General features: G+C 62.3%; 17 protein-coding genes. 14 read left to right on the top strand and 3 right to left on the bottom strand.

The genetic code is table 11. The features are described 5' to 3' along the window. Positions 1-20 precede the first annotated feature (20 nt). The gene (locus tag ACQY7X_RS04220) at positions 21-947 is read right to left on the bottom strand and encodes a LysR family transcriptional regulator (RefSeq protein WP_428248603.1); all 927 of its coding nucleotides are present in this window, start codon (positions 945-947) and stop codon (positions 21-23) included. 122 nt (positions 948-1069) lie between these two features. On the opposite strand from ACQY7X_RS04220, the gene ACQY7X_RS04215 reads away from it, so the two are divergent. Both ACQY7X_RS04215 and ACQY7X_RS04210 read left to right on the top strand, forming a co-directional pair. Continuing rightward, the gene (locus tag ACQY7X_RS04215; protein ID WP_428248602.1) at positions 1070-2236 is read left to right on the top strand and encodes a mandelate racemase/muconate lactonizing enzyme family protein; all 1167 of its coding nucleotides are present in this window, start codon (positions 1070-1072) and stop codon (positions 2234-2236) included. A 63-nt stretch (positions 2237-2299) separates the two neighbouring features. Further along, positions 2300-2923 carry a nuclear transport factor 2 family protein gene (locus ACQY7X_RS04210; RefSeq protein WP_428248601.1) on the top strand — a complete coding sequence of 208 codons (624 nt, stop codon included), beginning with the start codon at positions 2300-2302 and terminating at the stop codon, positions 2921-2923. 3 nt (positions 2924-2926) lie between these two features. Here ACQY7X_RS04210 and ACQY7X_RS04205 read toward each other — a convergent pair whose 3' ends face one another. Next, positions 2927-3742 (bottom strand): SDR family oxidoreductase, encoded by an 816-nt coding sequence (locus ACQY7X_RS04205; protein ID WP_428248600.1) that lies wholly within the window; start codon positions 3740-3742, stop codon positions 2927-2929. Between the two features lie 149 nt (positions 3743-3891). Between ACQY7X_RS04205 and ACQY7X_RS04200 the strand changes: the two genes are divergently transcribed. The 11 genes from ACQY7X_RS04200 (at position 3892) to ACQY7X_RS04150 (ending at position 15135) form a co-directional block, all read left to right on the top strand. Next, complete coding sequence (locus ACQY7X_RS04200; protein WP_428248599.1) at positions 3892-4644, top strand: TetR family transcriptional regulator; 753 nt, start codon at positions 3892-3894, stop codon at positions 4642-4644. A gap of 163 nt (positions 4645-4807) precedes the next feature. Then, entirely contained in the window at positions 4808-6175 is a 1368-nt protein-coding gene (locus ACQY7X_RS04195) for an amidase (protein ID WP_428248598.1), read from the top strand. A 4-nt stretch (positions 6176-6179) separates the two neighbouring features. Continuing rightward, entirely contained in the window at positions 6180-7238 is a 1059-nt protein-coding gene (locus tag ACQY7X_RS04190; RefSeq protein ID WP_428248597.1) for an NAD-dependent epimerase/dehydratase family protein, read from the top strand. Next, positions 7225-8070: a GNAT family N-acetyltransferase gene (locus tag ACQY7X_RS04185; RefSeq protein WP_428248596.1), complete on the top strand. Its 846-nt coding sequence runs from the start codon at positions 7225-7227 to the stop codon at positions 8068-8070. The genes ACQY7X_RS04190 and ACQY7X_RS04185 overlap by 14 nt, the downstream gene beginning before the upstream one ends. 11 nt (positions 8071-8081) lie before the next feature. Further along, positions 8082-9179 carry a dihydrodipicolinate synthase family protein gene (locus ACQY7X_RS04180; RefSeq protein WP_428248595.1) on the top strand — a complete coding sequence of 366 codons (1098 nt, stop codon included), beginning with the start codon at positions 8082-8084 and terminating at the stop codon, positions 9177-9179. After that, positions 9176-9949: an ABC transporter permease gene (locus ACQY7X_RS04175; RefSeq protein WP_428248594.1), complete on the top strand. Its 774-nt coding sequence runs from the start codon at positions 9176-9178 to the stop codon at positions 9947-9949. Before ACQY7X_RS04180 ends, ACQY7X_RS04175 begins: the two co-directional genes overlap by 4 nt. A 40-nt stretch (positions 9950-9989) precedes the next feature. Further along, a complete protein-coding gene (locus ACQY7X_RS04170; RefSeq protein ID WP_428248593.1) occupies positions 9990-11003 on the top strand; it encodes an ABC transporter substrate-binding protein in 1014 nt (337 codons plus the stop codon). A gap of 41 nt (positions 11004-11044) precedes the next feature. Continuing rightward, a complete protein-coding gene (locus ACQY7X_RS04165; RefSeq protein WP_428248592.1) occupies positions 11045-11821 on the top strand; it encodes an ABC transporter ATP-binding protein in 777 nt (258 codons plus the stop codon). 4 nt (positions 11822-11825) lie between these two features. Further along, a complete protein-coding gene (locus tag ACQY7X_RS04160; RefSeq protein WP_428248591.1) occupies positions 11826-12656 on the top strand; it encodes a sugar phosphate isomerase/epimerase family protein in 831 nt (276 codons plus the stop codon). Then, complete coding sequence (locus ACQY7X_RS04155; RefSeq protein WP_428248590.1) at positions 12653-14086, top strand: hypothetical protein; 1434 nt, start codon at positions 12653-12655, stop codon at positions 14084-14086. Before ACQY7X_RS04160 ends, ACQY7X_RS04155 begins: the two co-directional genes overlap by 4 nt. A gap of 62 nt (positions 14087-14148) precedes the next feature. Further along, positions 14149-15135 carry a TauD/TfdA family dioxygenase gene (locus ACQY7X_RS04150; protein WP_428248589.1) on the top strand — a complete coding sequence of 329 codons (987 nt, stop codon included), beginning with the start codon at positions 14149-14151 and terminating at the stop codon, positions 15133-15135. 3 nt (positions 15136-15138) lie between these two features. On the opposite strand, the gene ACQY7X_RS04145 is transcribed toward ACQY7X_RS04150, so the two are convergent. Continuing rightward, positions 15139-15618, bottom strand: a complete 480-nt coding sequence (locus ACQY7X_RS04145; RefSeq protein ID WP_428248588.1) for an Lrp/AsnC family transcriptional regulator — start codon at positions 15616-15618, stop codon at positions 15139-15141. A 125-nt stretch (positions 15619-15743) separates the two neighbouring features. On the opposite strand from ACQY7X_RS04145, the gene ACQY7X_RS04140 reads away from it, so the two are divergent. After that, a complete protein-coding gene (locus ACQY7X_RS04140) occupies positions 15744-18155 on the top strand; it encodes a transketolase-like TK C-terminal-containing protein (RefSeq protein ID WP_428248587.1) in 2412 nt (803 codons plus the stop codon). The last annotated feature ends 15 nt before the right edge of the window (positions 18156-18170 follow it).

Raw genomic sequence — 18170 nt, 5'->3', positions numbered from 1 at the left:
TTCATGATGTGAACATCAAGCTATTTCATGGGTTGGTTATTGATTCTCTGTGAAAACTGCCACAGGCTTTCCGCTATCTGGCTCTGTCTTGCGCGCGGGCGCAGCAGCAGGATACGCAGCGGGATTGCCTCAGCCGCATTGCCGGCAGCAACCAGATGGCCGGCGGCCATATCCTCGGCCACCAGGCTGCGGGGCAGCCAGGCAAGGCCGCGGCCATCACGGGCCATCATGCGCAGCACGGCAGCGGAATGCGATGTGAATACCGTCTTGAGGCCGGCCTGCCAGGGGGCGGAGGCCTGTGCCGCCGCGATGATGCGGCCGAGCCCTGATTCGTCGCTATAGGCCAGGAAGGGCATAGCCTCGTCCTGGCCGATGCGGTGGCGCGGCTGGCCTGACTGCTGACCACCCTGGGCATCAGGGGCCGAAAGCGGCAGCAGCCGATCCTCGCCAATCACCCGGCTGGTGAACTGTGTCGCGTCCAACCGCTGCGCCACGGCATCATGGCCGTGGCAGAGCATGAATTGGGCATTGCCTTCCAGCATCGCCTGTTCGCAGGCCTGCATACTTTCAGAAATCAGGTGAATCGGCCCTAAAGCCAGATCGCCACCCAGGCGCTGGACCCAGGCTGGAAAGAAGGTCAGCGACAGGGAATGGGTTGCGGCGAAGCGCAATGCACTGGCGCCCTCTGCCGCCGTCTGGCGCAATTCCTCGCGCGCCTGGGCCAGGCGGCGCAGCACTTCTTCCACGGTCGGGCGCAGCCGCAGCCCGGCATCGGTGAGGCCGATCGGCTGGCTGGTGCGGTCAAAAAGTGGCGCGCCGGCCCAATCCTCCAGCAGCCGGATGCGTCGGCTGAAGGCTGGCTGGGTCATGTGGCGGCGTTCGGCGGCGCGGGAGAAATTGCCGCTTTCCGCAAGGGCGATGAAATCTTCGAGCCAGGCAAATTCCATGGCGGTTCCCCAGCTTGCAAGCGGCATGATGCCATGCCGATCCGGCATTGGCGGAGTGAGCCATGCCGGGCCTATGCTGCGCAAGTCATAGCCCCCAGGGAATCAGCCCAGAGGAATCAACCATGCGTATCGTCGACGTCCGCGAGAAGACCGTTTCCATCGCCTCGCCTATCGCCAATGCCTATATCGACTTCTCCAAGATGACCTGCTCGGTGGTGGCGGTGGTTACCGATCAGGTGCGCGATGGCAAGCCCGTGGTGGGTTTCGGCTTCAATTCCAATGGCCGCTATGGCCAGGGGTCACTGATGCGCGAACGCTTCCTGCCGCGCCTGATGGAGGCCGATCCCGATGGCCTGATCGACAGCCAGCACGGCAATCTTGATCCGTTCAAGATCTGGTCCACCCTGATGATGAATGAGAAACCCGGCGGCCATGGCGAGCGTTCGGTGGCGGTGGGCACCCTGGATATGGCGGTATGGGATGCCGTGGCGAAGATTGCCGGCGTGCCGCTGTGGTGCCTGCTGGCCGACCGCTATCGCGGCGGAGTGGCAGACGACAAGGTCTGGGTCTATGCCGCCGGTGGCTATTATTATCCGGGCAAGGGCCTGGAGGCGCTTCAAGACGAGATGAAAAGTTACCGCGACCGTGGCTACCGTGTGGTCAAGATGAAGATCGGCGGTGCCTCTCTGGCCGAGGATATCAAGCGCATTGAGGCGGTGCTGAAGATTGTCGGCGACGGGCAGAATCTCTGCGTCGATGTGAACGGCCGCTTCGATATCAAGACTGCCATCGCATACGGCAAGGCTCTGCTGCCCTATAACCTGTTCTGGTACGAGGAAGTGGGTGATCCGCTGGATTATGCACTGCAGGTCGAACTGGCGCAGCATTACGATAAGCCGATGGCCACCGGCGAGAATCTGTTCTCGATGCAGGATGCCCGCAACCTGATTCGTTTCGGCGGCATGCGGCCAGATCGCGACTGGCTGCAATTCGATTGCGCGCTGTCCTATGGCTTGGTCGAGTATCTGCGCACACTGGAGATGATGCAGCAGCATGGCTGGTCCAGCCGTCGCGTGGTGCCGCATGGTGGTCACCAGATGTCGCTCAATATTGCCGCTGGCTTGCATCTCGGCGGTAATGAGAGTTACCCGGATGTGTTCAAGCCGTTCGGTGGCTTTGCTGATGGCATCGCGGTGAATGACAGCTATGTCGGCCTGCCGCAGATTCCGGGTGTCGGCTTCGAAGCCAAGAGCGAACTCTATGCGGTGATGAAGGGCCTGCTCGATTGATCCGCTTGGCTATCGGCAGCGAAAGGGTGTAGGTCTTTCCGCAATAGGCGGGAGGATTTGAGCATGACTGGTGCCGAGCGCGAAGACCGGCTGGCGATTGCCGATCTGGTGCAGAACTGGGCGGTATGGCGCGACGCCGGCGACTGGGAGCGTTTCCGCACAGTCTGGCATGACGATGGCTGGATGATGGCCACCTGGTTCCAGGGGCCGGCGGCGGATTTCATCCGGGTGACTCAGGAGGGCTGGGCCAAAGGTGTCAGCATCCTGCATTTCCTCGGCGGCATCAGTATCGACCTTGCCGGCAGTCGCGCCATCGCCCAGACCAAGATGACGATCTCGCAGCGCGCCCCTGTGCAGGGCATTGCCTGCGATGTGGTCTGCACCGGGCGCTTCTACGATTTCCTGGAGAAGCGGGCAGGGCGCTGGGGCGTGGTGATCCGCCAGCCGATCTATGAGAAGGATCGCCTCGATCCGGTGGCGCCGGGCCGGGCACCGGAACTCGATGCGGCCAAGCTGGCGGCTTTGCCGGAAGGCTACCGCCATCTCGCCTATATCCAGGAGGAGATCGGCTATCGCGTGAAGCGAGACATGCCGGGCCTGAAGGGTGAGGCGGTAGCGGCGCTTTACCGCCGGGGCGCCGCCTGGCTCAAGGGTGAAGCTGTCACGCCGCAGATGTTCCTGGGCTGACGCTTATTCCTTCCAGCCTTCGCCCTCGAAGCCGGCACGGCCGAAGGCAACGCCGCCATCCACGGTGAGCGTCGAACCGACGACGTAATCGCCGGCACGCGAGGCGAGGAAAATGGCGGCGCCAGCCATGTCTTCCTCGCTGCCGATGCGGCCGGCCGGCACGCGCTTGGCCACGGCCTCGCCATTGTCGCGGGCATCGATATTCATGTCCGAAACGAAAGGCCCGGGGGCGATGGCGGTCACCACGATCTGATCCTTGATCAGTTTCGCGGCCATGCGGCGGGTGAGGTGGATCAGGCCGGCCTTGCTGGCAGCGTAGGAATAGGTTTCCAGCGGATTGACGAAGATGCCGTCGATGGAGGCGATGTTGATCACCTTGGCGGGCCGCCCGGCGCTGGCGGCGGCTTTCAGCGGCGCGTAAAGCGCCTGGGTCAGGAAGAATGGCGCCTTGAGGTTGAGGTTCATCACCTTGTCCCAGCCATTCTCGGGGAATTGCGTGAATTCAGCGGCCCAGGCGGCGCCGGCATTGTTCACCAGGATATCCAGCCTGGCTTCGCGCTGGCTGAATTCCTTCGCCAGGGCCTGGGCGCCGGCCACAGTGGAGATATCGATTGGCAGGGCGATACATTCGCCGCTCCCACCATTACTGCTACCGGTGCTGAGTTCTCGTGCCGTGGCATCGCAGGCGGCGGCCTTGCGCGCGGTGATGTAGACCTTGGCCCCCTGGGCGATGAAACCGCGTGCGATCATCTTGCCGATGCCGCGCGAACCGCCGGTGACCAATGCCACGCGGCCCTTGAGCGAGAATAGCTCCTGCATTGTCTTCTCCCTGCTTATATAGGTGCCATGATAGCGCCCCCAGCCATTTGGGCCAGCCCATTCGGATTTGTATTGCCGGATGGAATCTTCGGCGCGGCCCTGTATAGTGCCGAATCAAACACCCAGTTGATCGAGCGTGAGGGTAAGGTATGCCGGCAGCGGGAGCGAAGCGGAGCGAGGGCAGCGTCAAGCGCCGGCCGGCCGGTGGTGCGGCCAAGCCCACCGGGGCAAAACCGAAAGCGGCCAAGTCCCAGGCCGCGAAACCACGGGTGGTGAAGCCCCTGGCGGCGAAGCGCGGTGAACAGACCAGCCGTGATCTGTTGCTGGCCGCCGCGCATCAGGAATTCGCCAGCCGAGGCTATGAAGGCGCCCGGGTTGATACCATCGCCGCCGTCGCCGGGGTCAACAAGCAACTCGTCTACCACCACTTTGGCAACAAGGATGACCTCTACGCCAAGGTGCTGGAACGTGCCTATGATGGCATCCGCGAGCGCGAACGGGCGCTTGATCTTGGGCAGGTGAAGCCGGCCGCCGCGATGCGCCGACTGATCGAGATGTCATTCGACTACCTGGCCGAAAACCGCGATTTCGTTTCTCTGCTCACGGATGAAAACCTGCATAAGGGCAAGCATCTCAAGCAGATCGTGAACCTGCAGCGGCTCAACACGCCGCTGCTCGGCACGCTCGACGGCATCCTGAAGCGTGGCGCCGAGGAAGGCCTATTCCGCAAGGGAATGGATCCGCTGCAAGTCTATATCTCCATTGCCGGTCTTGGTTTCTTCTATTTCAACAACATCTATACGTTGTCGGCGATCTTCGGTCGCAACCTCGATGATGCGGCGGAAGTATCCATACGCCGCCGTCATGTCGTCGAGATGATGATGAGCGCGCTGCGCCCCTGAAATTTCGCGTCGTGAAATTCGTGAGGGCGTTTCGCTGATGTCACGCGTTTTTCATCTTGACAGTCAGCCGGACCCGGGTGTCTGATCAACCAACTGGTTGATCATGTGCGGATGCACTTGGGGGAACATGCGGGATTTAGCCTGGGCTACGGCGGCCGAGCTTGTGGCCGCCTATCGTGCGAAGGCACTATCGCCTGTCGAGGCGACGGCCATGGTGCTGCGCCGCGCCGAGGGCCTCAATCCCGAACTCAATGCTTTCTGCCTGCTGGATGCCAAGGCCGCCAACGAAGCGGCGCGTGCGTCGGAAGCGCGCTGGCAGCGCGGCGAACCGCTCGGGCCGCTGGATGGCGTGCCAGTGTCGATCAAGGACATCATTCTGACCAAGGGCTGGCCGACTCTGCGCGGTTCCAAGGCGATCAACCCGGATCAGCCCTGGAACGAGGATGGCCCGCTGGTGGCGCGGCTGCGCGAACAGGGTTCGGTGATCTTCGGCAAGACCACCACTAGTGAATTCGCCGCCAAGGCCACAACGAGTACCGCGCTTTGCGGCGTCACGCGCAATCCCTGGGATCTGGCGCGCACGCCGGGCGGTTCCAGCGGCGGCGCTGCGGCTTCCGTGGCGGCCGGCATTTCCGCCATGGCGGTGGGTACCGATGCCGGCGGCTCGATCCGCATGCCGGCGAATTTCTGTGGCATTTATGGCTTCAAGCCGGGCGGTGGCCGGGTGCCGATGTACCCGCCGACACCCTATGCCACGCTCGCCGGTTTCGGTCCGATGACCCGCACTGTGACGGATGCGGCGCTGATGTTCAGCGTCATCACCCGGCCCGATAGCCGTGACTGGGAAGCACTGCCTTATGACCCCGTGCAGTACCAGGACAACCTCGCCGCCGATCCGAAAACCTGGCGTATCGCCTGGAGTCCGACGCTCTGCGGCGCCCGGGTCGATCCGGAAGTAGCCGCGCTCACCGAGCGCGCGGCCAAGGTGTTCGAGGCGCTGGGCGCCAAGGTCGAACTGGTCGAGAAGGTGTTCGACGATCAGCGCGATCTGATGCACAAGTTGACCAGCGGCCTCACGGATTACGCCTTCCATAAATTCACGCCGGCGCAGCTCAGCGTCATGGACCGCGATCTGGTGCAGCGCATCGAGCAGAGCCGCAATACCACGGCCATCAGCCATTTCGATGCCGAGATGCAGCGAGCGCAGCTTGCCCGCCAGATGAATGACTTCCATCAGCGCTATGATCTGCTGTTGACCCCGGTTACTTGTGTCCCGGCTTTCAATGCCGCTGGTGATGCGCCGGAAGGCTATGGCCCGCGCGAATGGTATCCCTTCACCCCTCCCTTCAACCTGACGCGCCAGCCTGCCGCCAGCCTGCCCTGTGGCTTCACCGCCAAGGGCCTGCCGGTCGGTCTGCACCTGGTCGGCCCGCGCCACCGCGATCTGCTGGTGTTGCAGGCATCCTGGGCCTTTGAACAGGCGGCGCCGTGGCTGGCCCGCCGGCCGGCCGTAGCCGAGAGGAGCTTCTGATCCAATGAAGCAGGAACGCAAATCCGATATGCAGGCGACCGAGGCATTGCCTGGCCGCATTGCCGATACCGAGGCGCTGGAAGAGATTCTGTCGCGCCCGGATATCATCCTGCAGCGCGAACTGCAGAGCCTGGATGGCGACATCATGGTTCTGGGTGTCGGCGGCAAGATGGGGCCGTCGCTGGCCCATATGGCCAAGCGCGCGGCGCCGGACAAGCGCGTGATCGGCGTGGCGCGATTCAGTGAAGCCGGCCTGCGCGAACAGCTTGAAGGCTGGGGTATCGAAACGATCCAGTGCGATCTTACCGACCGCAAGGCACTCGAAGCACTGCCGAAGGCGAAGAACATCGTTTTCATGGCCGGCATGAAATTCGGCGCCGGCGGCGACCAGCCGCGCACCTGGGCGATGAACACCTATCTGCCGGGCCTGGTGGCCGAGACCTTCACCGATTCGCGCATCGTCGCTTTCTCCACCGGCTGCGTCTATCCCTTTGTCGGCATCGATGAGATCGGCGCCACCGAGCAGACACCGCTCAATCCGCCGGGCGAATATGCCAATTCCTGTGTCGGCCGCGAGCGCCTGTTCCAGTATTTCTCTGCCCAGCATGGCACGCCGGGCCGCCTGATTCGGCTGAATTACGCCATCGACCTGCGCTATGGTGTGCTGCACGATCTGGCGGTGAAGATCCGCGACGGCAAGCCGGTGGATCTCACCACCGGCCATGTCAACGTGATCTGGCAGGGCGATTCCAACCGCTACTCGCTGCGTGCCCTGGCCCATGCCACGGCGCCGACCACGCCGATCAATGTCAGTGGGCCGGAAACCCTCTCCGTTAAGTGGCTGGCCACCGAGCTGGCACAGCGGCTCGGCAAGCCGGTCAGCTTTACCGGCGAACCGGCGAAGACCGCATGGCTCAACAACGCGGCCGAGGTGATGCGATTGTTCGGTTATCCGCTGGTATCGATCAAGGTGATGCTGGATTGGGTTGCCGAATGGGTCGCCGGCAATGGCCAGAGCCTCAACAAGCCAACCAAGTTCGAGAACCGGGATGGCGAATACTGAGGCGATCGGCAGCAGGCTGTTGCAGCCCTGGCATCTGCCGGGGGCGCTGGCGTTGTCGGCCGAAGCCGGCTGGAACCAGATCGCGCCGGATTGGCTGCTGATGATCGAGCATGGCCATGCCATTGGTATCGAAGCCGGTGACGATGGTGCACTGGTTGCCTCGGGTCTGGCCCTGCCGTTCGGCGAGAGGCTGGCCTGGATCAGCATGGTGTTGGTGACCGCCAGCCATCGCCGCCGTGGTCTCGCCAGCAAGCTGGTATCTGATTGTCTTGCCTGGCTGGAACAGCGCGGTTCGGTGGCGGTGCTGGATGCTACGGCTGCCGGTGCTGAAGTCTATCGCCCACTGGGTTTCGAGACCGTACGCCGTATCACCCGCTGGCAGCACACCGGTATTGCTATGTCAGCTGCCGCCCAGCAGCCTGCATTGCAGCCGCAGGATATCGACTGGCTCGCACCGCTGGACCGGGTGGTATTCGGTGCCGAGCGCGCTTTTGTGTTGGCCGACCTGCTGCGCCGCCCGAAGGCCGTGGCTTTGGGCCTGCCATCGCGCGATGGTTTTGCGCTGTCGCGTGAAGGCCGCGTCGCTACGCAGATCGGTCCGGTGGCCGCGCCGCAGCCGGAAGCAGCGATTGCACTGTTCGATGCCATGCTGGCACGCATCCACGGCCCGGTATTCATTGACGCCTATGACGATCAGGCAACTTTTGCCACACATCTGGAAAAGCTTGGATTCCGACGCCAGCGCGGTTTCGAACGCATGGTGCGCGGCAGGATCGAATCCTTCGGTGACATGGCGCGGTCTTTCGCCGCTGCCGGGCCGGAACTGGGTTGAGGAGTAAAGCGATGGCACGACATTGGAGCGATATTCCGGCACCGGTACTGAACCTGCTGCGCCAGGGCACGGTGATTCCAGCGCATCCGCTGGCACTGGACGAGCAGCGCCAGTTCGATCCCAAACGCATGAGCGCGCTGACGCGCTATTATGTCGATGCCGGCTCGGGTGGTCTGGCGGTCGGCGTACATACCACGCAATTCGCCATCCGCGAGGTCGGCCTTTACGAGCCGGTATTGAAACTCGCCGCTGATACCGCCGCTGCCTGGACATCGCGGCCACTGGTTCGCGTTGCCGGTCTGGCCGGCCGTACCGGGCAGGCCAGCCGCGAAGCCACGATTGCGCGTGGCCTGGACTATCATGCCGGGCTGCTCAGTCTCGCCGCCATGAAAGGCGCCAGCGAAGATGAGTTGATCGAGCATTGCACTGCCGTGGCCAAGGAAATCCCGCTGGTCGGTTTCTACTTGCAGCCTTCGGTGGGCGGCATCCGCCTGTCCTTCGATTTCTGGCGCCGCTTCGCGGCTATCGAAAATGTCGTGGCAATCAAGATGGCGCCGTTCAACCGTTATGCGACGCTGGATGTGATCCGCGGCGTGGTGGCGGCCGGAGCCGAGAATCGTGTCACGCTTTATACCGGCAATGACGATCATATCGTCGCCGATCTGGTGACTCCCTATACCCTGATGCGCGATGGCAAGCCGGTAACGGTGCGGATCAAGGGCGGCCTGCTCGGCCATTGGTCGGTCTGGGTGCGTGCGGCGGTTCAGCTTCTGGCGCGCTGCCAGGCGGAAGCCGCCAAGCCCGCAGTGAGTGCCGACCTGCTGGCGCTGGATGCCCAGGTGACGGATTGCAATTCGGCGCTGTTCGATGTGGCTCATGCCTTCCATGGCTGCATCGCCGGCTGCCATGAAATCCTGCGCCGCCAGGGCCTGATGCGCGGCATCTGGTGCCTCGACCCTGACGAGGGCTTGAGTCCGGGGCAGGCGGAAGAACTGACGCGCGTGGCACAAGCCTATCCGCATCTCACCGATGATGCATTCGTCGCCGCCAACCTGCAGCGCTGGCTGGCGGGCGACAGCAACCAGGCACTGAAGGAGCTGGCGGCATGATGAAGGCAGTAAAATGGGCGTTCGAGCGCCTGCCGGCTTTGTCGCTGTTCGTGGTGCTGCTGATCGCCTGGCAACTGGCGGTGACGGTGGGCGGTGTTCGTGAATACCTGCTGCCCTCGCCGCAATCGGTCTATGCCGCGCTCACCGGCAACCAGATTCCCTGGAGCCGCCATATCTGGGTGACGGCACTGGAAATCTTTGGCGCCTTCACCATCGCCGCCATCGCCGGTGTGTTCCTTGGCACCATGATCGCCTGGTCCACCCTGATCTCGCGTGCGTTGATGCCGTTCCTGGTCTTCGTCAATACCTTGCCCAAAGTGGCGGTGGCGCCGCTGTTCCTGATCTGGATGGGCTACGGCATCCTGCCCAACATGCTGATCGGTGCGCTGATTGGCTTCTTCCCGGTGGTGATCAATACAGCCGTGGGTCTGACGCAGATCGATCGTGATCTGCTCGATCTTGGCCGCGTGTTCAGCGCACCGAAATGGAAGGTATTCGTCAAGATTCGCATCCCGAATGCCTATCCCTTCATTCTCAGTGCGCTGAAGATCACCGCAACTTCGGCCGTGGTTGGTGCCATCGTCGGTGAATTTGTCGCTTCGCAGCGCGGCCTTGGCTATGTGATCATTGCGACCCAGAGCAGCATGAATACCTCGGTGGCTTTTGCCGCACTGTTCTGGATTTCGCTCATGGGTTTCGCGGTCTTCGGTATTGTGGCGATGCTCACCCGCATCCTCACGCCCTGGGCCGATAACGCCGATAATCAGTAAAAACACTGCAACCAACGAACACAGCAACAGGAGGGTAGCGATGAAACGGTACAAAACGGTGTTTGGCGCTCTGGTGACGGCTTCGCTCGCGCTCGCGGGTGCGTCTGCTGCCCAGGCCCAGGAGAAATTCCTCTTTGCCCTGAACTGGTTCCCGGTCGGCGACCACACCGCCTATTGGGTGGCGCTGGACAAGGGCTATTACGCCAAGGCCGGCCTTGATGTGACGCTGGAGAATTCCAAGGGCTCGGGTGACTCCATCGCCAAGGTGGATACCAACCGCGCCGATGCCGGCCTTGCCGATGCTGCCGTGGTGATCTCTGCCGTGTCGCGCGGCGCCAAGATCAAGACTGTCGGCATGATCTTCGACAAGACGCCGCTGAACGTGTTCAGCCGCCAGGATACCCCGATCCGCAAGCCGAAGGATCTGGAAGGCCGCACCATCGCCGCGCCGCCGGGCGACAGCCAGCGCCAGGTCTGGCCGGCCTTCGCCAAGCTGCATGGCGTTGATATCGACAAGGTCACCTGGGTCAATATCGAGCCGACCGCCAAGGTGGCGGCGGTAAGCGAGAAGCGCGTCGATGCCGTGGCCGATTACCTCACCGGCCAGCCGAACTATGACAAGGCGATGGGTGGTCCCGGCAAGTCGGTGCTGATGCCCTGGGCCGATTTCGGCTTCGACATGTATTCGATGTCGATCATGGCGAGCGAAAAGACCATGAAGGACCGCTCGAAGGCGCTGAAGGCCTTCCTTGAGGCTTCCTACATGGGCTGGCGCGACGTGATGGCCGATCCGGATGCTGCTATTGCCATCTACAAGAAGCGGGTGCCGGAAATCGATGTGGCCTATATCAAGGCCAACACGATGCTTGGTCTCAGTCTGATGAACACCGATCGCTATCGTCAGAATGGCATCGGCTGGATGGACCCGAAGAAGATGTGCGGTTCGGTTGACCTGGTGAACACCTATATGGGCCTCAGCAAGACTGTTGCCTGCGAGCAGGTCTACACCAACGAGTTCCTCACCAAGGTGTCCATGCCGGACAGCTTCAAGTGAACTCGTATTCTGCCTGAACCGGTTCGATAGGAGGTCGTGCGTTGAACGATGAAGTGATCCAACTCGACCGGGTTGGCATGATTTATCAGGCGGAAAGCGGCCCCGTCGAGGCGCTGAGCGATATCACGCTCAGCGTCCGGCGCGGCGAATTCATTGCCTTGGTTGGCCCCAGTGGCTGTGGCAAATCCACCCTGCTGCGCATTATCGCCGGCCTGCGCCCGTCGACGCGCGGTTCGGTGAAGGTGAATGGTGCCGAGGTGACCAAGCCGATTGCGGCGGTCGGCATGGTGTTCCAGGCGGCAGTTCTGCTGCGCTGGCGTACCATTCTCGATAACGTGCTGCTGCCGGCGGAATTGGCCGGCCTTGATCCGAACAAATACCGCGAACGCGCCTTTGAATTGCTGCGGCTCACCGGCCTGCAGGATTTCGCGCAGAAGCGTCCGAATGAACTTTCCGGTGGCATGCAGCAACGCGCTTCGCTTTGCCGCGCTCTGCTGCTCGATCCGCCGCTGCTGCTGATGGATGAGCCGTTCGGCGCACTCGATGCCATGACACGCGACGACATGAATCTGGAATTGCTCCGTGTCTGGGGCGAAAGCTCTGAGCAGCGGAAGACCATCATCTTCGTCACCCACTCTATCCAGGAGGCCGTGTTCATGGCCGACCGGGTTGTGGTGATGTCGGCACGTCCGGGCCGCATTGCGGAGATCAAGCCGATCAGCCTGCCGCGACCGCGCACTGTGCAGGTGCGTGCCACCGCCGAAGCCGGCCAGCTCTCGCTCGATATTTTCGAGAAACTCACTGGGCGCAAGGCGTGAGGCTGTGAAACTGTCCCTTTGCAATGAGGTAATCGCAGAGGGGCGCGACTTTGCGGCACAATGCCAGCTTGCCTCGGCCTTAGGCTATCAGGGCCTGGAAGTGGCGCCGTTCACACTGGGCGACGAACCGCACAAGTTGCCGCCGCAGCGGATTGGTGAAATCCGCCGGATTGCCGAGGATGCGGGGCTGCGCATCTCTGGCCTGCATTGGCTGCTGGTGAAGCCGGCGGGCTTGTCGATCACCTCGGATGATTTGAGCGTGCGTCACCGCACCCGCGATGTGATGCATCATCTGGTTGATCTCTGTGCTGCCCTTGGCGGTGACGTGCTGGTGCATGGCTCGCCGGCGCAGCGGCGGCTACCGGATGGCAATGCCGACATGGCCCGTGGTCATGCGCTGGAAATCCTTGCTGCCATCGCCGACCATGCCGAACGAGCCGGTGTCACTTATTGCATCGAGCCGCTGGCGGCACCGGGGGCCAATTTCATCAATACGCTGGATGAGGCGGCGGCGATCCTGCGCCAGATCAGGAATCCGGCTTTGCGCACCATGATTGATTGCAGCGCATCCGTTCAGATGGAGGCCGAGCCGCTGGATAAACTGGCGGAACGCTGGCTACCCACTGGCATGGTGGCGCATATCCAGGTGAATGACCGCAACAAGCGCGGACCGGGCCAGGGTAATGATCCCTTTGCGCCATTGATCGCGGCTTTGAAGCGCCTGGAATATCGCGGCTGGATTGCCGCCGAACCCTTCGATTATGTGCCGGATGGTGCCACCTGTGCCGCCCGCACCATTGGTTATCTGCAAGGCTTGATCGAGGCGACACCATGACCAGCCAATCCCCTTTGCTCACTGTTCTGGCCGTCGAGCCATTCGAGCGAGCCTACAACAACCGCATGACTTTCCGCTTCGGCAACATCACTTCCACCGGCGGGCGCCAATCGGTCGTGCGCCTGCGGGTGCGGCTGGCCGATGGCCGCGAAGGCTGGGGCTATTCATCTGAGTCCATCGGCGGCAAATGGTTCGACAAGCGGCCGGAACTCAGCGACCAGCAGGCCGCCGACCAGTTACGCCGCTCGCTCGCCATGGCCGGCGACCTCTATATGGCTTCGAAGCCACGCACGCCTTTCGGTTTCTTCGCCGATCATTATGCCGAGCATGTCGCTGCCTGCGGTGCCAAGGGATTGCTGCCGCTGGTGGCGAGCTATGGCCCGGCTTTGCTCGATCGCGCCATCCTTGATGCCGTTTGCCGCTTGCAGGGTGTCAGCTTCTATGCCGCGATGCAGGCCAACCTGCCGGGCATGCAGCCACATGCCATCATCCCGGATATGGCGGGGTTCGATTTTGGCAAGTTCCTCGCCGGCCTGAAGCCAGCGGCCAGCATGGCAGCGCGCCATACCGTGGGCATGGTCGATCCGCTGGTGGCGGCGGACCAGAAGCCGGAAGACCGCGTCAACGATGGCTTGCCGGAAACGCTTGAGGAAGTGGCGGCTACCTATGGTCAACGTTATTTCAAGCTCAAAGTCGGCGGCGACCTGAAGGCCGATATCGAGCGCCTGAGCAAGATCGCCAGTGTGCTCGACCGCATGGCGGAGCCGTATTTCGCCACCATCGATGGCAACGAGCAATATGCCACCGCCGAAGCGGCGCTGGAATTGTGGCACGCCATCGAAGCGACACCGGCACTCAAGCGTCTGGCGCAATCGACCCTGTTCGTGGAGCAGCCGATTGCCCGCCAGATGGCACTTTCCACCTCGGTGGAGCCGTTCACCAAGGCGAAGCCGCTGATCATCGATGAGTCGGATGGCGAGATTGATTCCTTCCCGCGCGCCCGTGCGCTGGGCTATGACGGTGTGTCATCGAAGGCCTGCAAGGGCTTCTACAAGTCGATCATCAACCGTGCCCGCTGCGAGAAGTGGAATGCTGAAGGCACGGGTCGCCGCTACTTTATGTCGGCTGAAGATCTTACTGTTCATGCTGGCGTATCGCTGCAGCAGGATCTGGCGCTGGTCAACTATATCGGCCTCACCCATGTCGAGCGCAATGGGCACCATTTCGTTGATGGCTTCTGCGAACGCCCGGCCAGCGAGGCTGATGCCTTCCTTAAGGCACATCCGGACCTCTATCACCGCCATCATGGCAAGGTGCGGCTGCGCATCGAGCAGGGCATGCTGCAGATTGGCTCGCTGGATTGCATCGGCTTTGGCCATGCCCCGGTGCCGGATTTCACGCAATTGACGGCCATGCCCGTCCCTGCTTAGCTGCAGGGATGAGGAAACTGCCACCTGAGATCAATGGCCCATCCGCGTGGTATGGGCCGGATATGCTGCGCCAGCCTGATTGGCTGGAGCATTTCACCGCTGCCGAGATCGCCGAGATTGATGCTGCCCTGGCTGGCCTGCGGGCTGATCCGGCGCATCTGACCCCAGCCGACTTCCCGTTGCCGACCTTGGGGCCGCGCCTGGCAATGATCCGCGACGAGGTGCTGCATGGCCGTGGCTTCGCCCTGCTGCGCGGCCTGCCGGTGGAGCGCTGGAGCCAGCGCAACGCCGCCATCGCCTTCCTGGGGATCGGCAGCCATATTGGTTCGGCGCGGTCGCAGAATGCCCGCGGCCATCTGCTCGGCCATGTGAAGGATATGGGCCTGTCCAGCGACGACCCGAATGTGCGCATCTACCAGACCCATGAGCGCCAGACCTTCCATACCGATTCCTGCGACATTGTCGGCCTGCTCTGCCTGCAGGAAGCCCGCAGGGGCGGCGATTCCGCCTTGGTCAGTTCGGTCACCATCTTCAACGAGATGCGCCGCCGCCGGCCCGATCTGGCTGCCCTGCTGTTCGAGCCGGTTGAGACAGACCGGCGTGGCGAAGTGCCGGTGGGCGAGAAGCCGTATTTCACCATTCCGGTCTATAGCTGGCATGAGGGCTGCCTCAACGCCATCTACCAGCGGCAATATATCGAATCCGCGCGCCGCTTTGCCGATGTGCCACCGCTTACCGCAGCCCAGGTCGAGGCGCTGGACTTGTTCGACGCCCTGGCCAACGATCCGGCACTGAATTTCCACATGCGGCTCCAGCCCGGTGATGTGCAACTGGTGCATAATCACACCCTGCTGCATGACCGCACGGCGTTCGAGGATTGGGCCGAACCGGCGAGGCGACGGCATCTGTTGCGGCTATGGCTGGCGCCGGCCAATGCCCGGCCGCTGCCCGCCTTCTTCGCCCAGCGTTATGGCAGCACCGAACCCGGCGCGCGCGGCGGCATCATCGTGCCGGGTACCCAGCTCACGGTGCCCTACGAGGCCGTCTAGGCATTATGCGTTGATCGGTAGTGCTGTGGTGTATTTCACCTGCTTCAGGGCGAAGCTGGATTTGATGCTGGCAACGCCGGGGATGCGGGTGAGGTGATCGAGCAGGAAGCGCTCATAGGCACCGAGATCACTCACCACCACGCGCAGCAGATAATCGAAATCACCGGTCATCAGGTAGCATTCCATCACCTCGGGCCGCTTGCGCACGGCTTTCTGGAAGGCTTCCAGCGCCGGCTCGATCTGCTTGTCCAGGGTCACATTGGTGAAGATGCTGATTGAGAGGCCAAGTGCTTCCGGGTTCAGCAATGTGACGTAACGCGCGATCACGCCGGCTTCTTCCATGGCGCGCACCCGCCGCCAGCAGGGCGAGGCGGAAATCCCCACTTCTGCCGCCAATTCACTGCTGGAGAGGCGGGCATTATCCTGGAGTCGCTTCAGGATACGCCGATCTATCTGGTCTAGGGAGAATTGGGGTATATTCATGCTTAAATCAGACCTATTTTAGAAAAATTCTGCATAAAGATAGCTTCCAGGGAAGGTCTTTGCAAAGCAATGCTGCTGTGCCGGTACTAAATTGGCTGGATCAATCCACCGTCCGAGACATTGCCATGCCGATATCGTCCCAGGATTCTGGCTTGCTTGCCATGCTGGCGCAGCTTGAGCGCAAAGTGCTGTGGCTGGCTACCTGGATGGTGCATAACGCCAATCATCTGCGCGAAAAGACAGATGGCCTCAAGGTCGGTGGCCATCAGGCTTCCAGCGCCTCGCTCGCCACCATCATGACGGCGTTGTATTTCCATGTGCTGCGGCCCCAGGATCGGGTGGCGGTGAAGCCGCATGCCAGCCCGATATTCCATGCCATCCAGTATTTGTTTGGCTGTCAGAGCCTGGAGCGGTTGCAGAATTTCCGTGGCTACAAGGGCGCGCAATCCTATCCTTCGCGCACCAAGGATATTCCCGAGGTCGATTTTTCCACCGGTTCGGTGGGTCTTGGTGTGGCGCAGACGCTGTTTTCCAGTCTGGCGCAGGATTATGTGAAGGCGCATGGCTGGGCGCAGGATTGGCCCGAGGGGCGCATGGTCGCGCTGCTCGGCGATGCGGAAATGGATGAAGGCAATATTCACGAGGCGCTGCTGGAGGGCTGGAAGCACGGACTGCGCAATACCTGGTGGATCATCGACTATAACCGCCAGAGCCTGGATGCGGTGATCCGCGAGGGTCTCTACACCCGCTTCGAGGCATTGTTCCGTGCCTTTGGCTGGGATGTGGTGGTGCTGAAATATGGCTCGCTGCTGGAAGCGGCTTTCATGGAGCCGGGCGGCGAGCGGCTGCGCACCTGGATCGATCAATGCCCGAACCAGCTTTATTCCGCGCTCACTTTCCAGGGTGGTGCCGCCTGGCGCAAGCGGCTGCTCGACGATATCGGGGACCAGGCAGCGGTAACGGCATTGATCGAGCGGCGCAGCGACGCGGAACTGGCGCGGCTGATGACCAATCTTGCCGGCCATGATCTGCCAAGCCTGCTGGACGCCTTCGGACGTATCGACCATGACCGGCCGGTGGTGTTCATCGCCTACACCATCAAGGGTTTCGGGCTACCCTTGGCCGGTCACAAGGATAACCATGCCGGCCTGCTGACACCGCAGCAGGTGGAGGGATTCCGCCAGGCGATGCAGGTGCCGGCTGGTCAGGAGTGGAGTAAATATGCCGGCCTAGATGCAGCCCCCGCCGATATCGATGACTTCTTTAATGCTGTGCCGTTCCGGCAGAATATCGAACAACGTCGCCGCCATGCCGAGCGCGTGCCGGTGCCGGCGGAACTGGTGCTGCCGCGCCAGCCGGAGATGTCGACGCAGCAGGCTTTCGGATTGATCCTCAATGAACTGGGGCGCAGCAGCGGTGCCTTGGCTGAGCGCATCGTCACTACCTCGCCGGATGTCACGGTCTCGACCAATCTCGGCGGTTGGGTAAACCGGCGTGGTCTGTTTGCCAAGCAGGCCACGGCGGATCTGTTCAAGAAGGAGCGTATCCCCTCCACTTTCACCTGGGATTTTTCACCGCGCGGCCAGCATATGGAACTGGGCATCGCCGAGATGAACTTGTTCACCATGCTCTCGGCGCTGGGTTTGTCGCATTCCACCTTCGGTGAGCGGCTGCTGCCGATCGGCACACTCTATGACCCTTTCATCTGCCGTGGCCTGGATGCGCTGAATTATGCCTGCTACCAGGATGCACGCTTCATCGTTGTAGCCACGCCTTCGGGTTTGGCTCTGGCGCCGGAAGGTGGCGCGCATCAGTCCATCGCCACGCCGCTGATCGGCATGGCGCAGGATGGCCTTGCTACTTTCGAGCCGGCCTATGCCGATGAACTGGCGGTGATCCTTCGCTTTGCTTTCGATTACCTGCAGCGCGATGGTGGTGGTGGGCCTGACGAGTATAGCTGGCTACGCGACGAGACCGGTGGCTCGGTCTACCTGCGGCTCAGCACCCGAAGCATCGAGCAGCCTGCGCGCGGCATGGATGAAGAACTGGCGCGCGGCGTCATCGATGGTGCCTATTGGCTGCGCCCACCGGGGCCGAATACGGAGATCGTGGTGGCCTATAGCGGCGTGATGGCACCCGAAGCCATCGAGGCTGTGGGCATGATGGCGGAAGACCGCCGTGACGTTGCCTTGCTTGCCGTCACCTCGGCGGATCGTCTCAACGCCGGCTGGACAGCGGCGCAGCGGGCGCGCGAACGCGGCTTGCTGCATGCTCGTTCACATATCGAGCGGCTGCTCGGTATTCTGCCGCGCCATTGTGGCATCATTTCGGTGCAGGATGGCCATCCGGCGGGCCTTGGCTGGCTAGGCGCCGTGGCCGGGCATCGCCAGCGCGCCCTGGGCGTCGAGCATTTTGGCCAGACCGGCACCATACAGGACCTGTTCCGGCATTATGGCCTGGATGCCCAGGCGATCATTGCTGCCGCTGCGGCGCTCAATCCCGGCCGCCCGATGCGCTATCTGAAAGCAGTGGTTTGAAGGCGCCGCCAGAAG

Source organism: Ferrovibrio sp. (genome assembly GCF_965278975.1).
Classification (GTDB): Bacteria; Pseudomonadota; Alphaproteobacteria; order Ferrovibrionales; family Ferrovibrionaceae; genus Ferrovibrio.
Note: the sequence above shows the minus strand (reverse complement) of the source record. Positions and strands in the feature narration are given on the sequence as shown.

Bases quoted from the DNA above. Each gene is read 5' to 3' on its own strand.
- ACQY7X_RS04220 (WP_428248603.1), bottom strand. From the start codon at position 947: ATGGAATTTGCCTGGCTCGAAGATTTCATCGCCCTTGCGGAAAGCGGC.
- ACQY7X_RS04215 (WP_428248602.1), top strand. From the start codon at position 1,070: ATGCGTATCGTCGACGTCCGCGAGAAGACCGTTTCCATCGCCTCGCCT.
- ACQY7X_RS04210 (WP_428248601.1), top strand. From the start codon at position 2,300: ATGACTGGTGCCGAGCGCGAAGACCGGCTGGCGATTGCCGATCTGGTG.
- ACQY7X_RS04205 (WP_428248600.1), bottom strand. From the start codon at position 3,742: ATGCAGGAGCTATTCTCGCTCAAGGGCCGCGTGGCATTGGTCACCGGC.
- ACQY7X_RS04200 (WP_428248599.1), top strand. From the start codon at position 3,892: ATGCCGGCAGCGGGAGCGAAGCGGAGCGAGGGCAGCGTCAAGCGCCGG.
- ACQY7X_RS04190 (WP_428248597.1), top strand. From the start codon at position 6,180: ATGAAGCAGGAACGCAAATCCGATATGCAGGCGACCGAGGCATTGCCT.
- ACQY7X_RS04185 (WP_428248596.1), top strand. From the start codon at position 7,225: ATGGCGAATACTGAGGCGATCGGCAGCAGGCTGTTGCAGCCCTGGCAT.
- ACQY7X_RS04180 (WP_428248595.1), top strand. From the start codon at position 8,082: ATGGCACGACATTGGAGCGATATTCCGGCACCGGTACTGAACCTGCTG.
- ACQY7X_RS04175 (WP_428248594.1), top strand. From the start codon at position 9,176: ATGATGAAGGCAGTAAAATGGGCGTTCGAGCGCCTGCCGGCTTTGTCG.
- ACQY7X_RS04170 (WP_428248593.1), top strand. From the start codon at position 9,990: ATGAAACGGTACAAAACGGTGTTTGGCGCTCTGGTGACGGCTTCGCTC.
- ACQY7X_RS04155 (WP_428248590.1), top strand. From the start codon at position 12,653: ATGACCAGCCAATCCCCTTTGCTCACTGTTCTGGCCGTCGAGCCATTC.
- ACQY7X_RS04150 (WP_428248589.1), top strand. From the start codon at position 14,149: ATGCTGCGCCAGCCTGATTGGCTGGAGCATTTCACCGCTGCCGAGATC.
- ACQY7X_RS04145 (WP_428248588.1), bottom strand. From the start codon at position 15,618: ATGAATATACCCCAATTCTCCCTAGACCAGATAGATCGGCGTATCCTG.
- ACQY7X_RS04140 (WP_428248587.1), top strand. From the start codon at position 15,744: ATGCCGATATCGTCCCAGGATTCTGGCTTGCTTGCCATGCTGGCGCAG.